The 1794-nt window shown below is 50.6% G+C and carries 1 protein-coding gene; it reads left to right on the top strand.

Annotated elements, in window-relative coordinates; translation table 11 throughout:
- Positions 1-101: 101 nt before the first annotated feature.
- The gene (locus tag ACFO4L_RS17515; protein WP_377910964.1) at positions 102-1766 is read left to right on the top strand and encodes an IS1634 family transposase; all 1665 of its coding nucleotides are present in this window, start codon (positions 102-104) and stop codon (positions 1764-1766) included.
- The last annotated feature ends 28 nt before the right edge of the window (positions 1767-1794 follow it).

Here is a 1794-nt window from a genome sequence, read left to right as displayed (position 1 = left end):
CATGAAGCGAAAATGCGCTCCTTTTTTACAATTTTTACATAGGCACACGTTTATATTATTTTTTTCTTTATTTTAAAGGGTTTATCAGATATAATATAGGCATGTATATTCGACGAGTAACCAGAAAAAATAAAAATGGAACAACAACCTCTTACCTGCAGCTCGCTCATAATGAATGGGATCCGAAAGCCAAATACGCAAAAGCGAAGGTGATTTATTCTTTCGGCCGGGAAGATCAAGTGGATCGGGCCGTATTAGAACGTCTGGCATCCAGTATTTCGCGATTCCTTTCGCCGGAAGCGGCGCTGCAGTCCAAAGAAACCGTTGGGGAAGTGGCTTCGTTTCTCTTTCAATCCTCGAAAAGCGTGGGCAGCCTGTGGCTCCTGGATCAATTGTGGAAGAAGCTCGGCATGGAGGAGGTCATCCAAGCCTGCTTCTCTTCCCGCCAGCACGAGATGGATATTGAACGACTGCTTTTTACCATGGTGGCGAACCGCGCGGTTTCGCCCGCGAGTAAGTTCTCCCTGACGAGCTGGGTCGAAGAAGATGTCTACGTACCCGGTGTAGAAACGGTACAGCCTCATCAGCTGTACCGCGTCATGGATGAGCTGCTGGACGTACGTGCGGAACTTGAAAAGAACGTATTTTATGCCGTGTCCGATTTATTGAATCTGGAAGTGGATCTACTCTATTTTGATACCACCTCCAGCTATTTTGAAGTGTCCCCCGACGAAGTTTCTGAGGACGAGACCTTCCGAAAGCAGGGCTACTCGAAAGACAAACGACCGGATCTTCTGCAAACCGTGATCGGCCTCGCGGTTACCCGCGAAGGCATTCCGATTCGCGTATGGGAATGGCCCGGGAACACGATGGACATGACGGTGATCGAACAAGTGAAACAAGACTTGATCGGCTGGAAGCTCGGGCGGGTGATACAAGTCGCCGATCGCGGGTTTTCTTCCGAAAAGAATCTTCGGATTCTGCAGCAAACCGGCGGCCATTATATTATTGGCGAACGCATGCATGCGGGAAAAAAAGATGTCGAAGAAGCCTTAAGCAAGCGCGGGCGGTTTCAGGTGATTCGAGAGAACCTGCATGTGAAAGAAGCGATTGTTGGGGACGGAGAAGCGCGCAAGCGCTATGTGATTGCATACAATCCCGACGAAGCCGCGCGGGATCGCATGAAGCGGGAACAAATCGTGGCATCCATCGAAGCGCAGATCGATGCCTTGCGGCAGGAGGCAAACGAAGCACATCATAAGAAAGCCTGTGCCCTGCGGGCGCATCCGACGTACGGAAAATATGTGCGGCAATTGAAAGATGGTACTCTCCGTCTCCATAAACAAGCCGTACGCGACGCGAGCAAATATGATGGAAAGTACCTCATCCGCACGTCGGATGATACCTTGTCGATCGAAGACGTGGCGCTTGGTTACAAGCAGCTGTTGGAAGTGGAGGACGCGTTTCGCACCTTAAAAACCACGTTACAACTGCGTCCCATGTATCATCGGCTCGAAGAGCGGATTCGCGCCCATGTGGTGATCAGCTGGCTGGCCCTGTTGCTTGTCCGTATTGCCGAGTTGCAGACCGGAGAAACCTGGACCCAGATTCGCAAGGAAATGAATCGGCTCCATGTTGGACATTTTTCTACAAAAGATGGAGACCTGTTTCAGTGTACGGAAGTGACCCAGAAACAGCGGCGAACCTTTGGGGCGCTAGGGTTGAAGCCTCCTCCCAATATCCTCGATCTCCAGGCGAATTCCTAGTAACACGTCTGGTGTATTCAAAAATGCC

The sequence above is a fragment of the Bacillus daqingensis genome, assembly GCF_042654445.1.
In the GTDB taxonomy this organism is placed as follows: Bacteria; Bacillota; Bacilli; order Bacillales; family Salisediminibacteriaceae; genus Alkalicoccus; species Alkalicoccus luteus.
This window is presented reverse-complemented; position numbering and strand designations above follow the sequence as displayed.

What these genes read in the sequence shown, in the direction of transcription:
- ACFO4L_RS17515 (WP_377910964.1), top strand. Translation starts at nt 102, where the DNA reads ATGTATATTCGACGAGTAACCAGAAAAAATAAAAATGGAACAACAACC.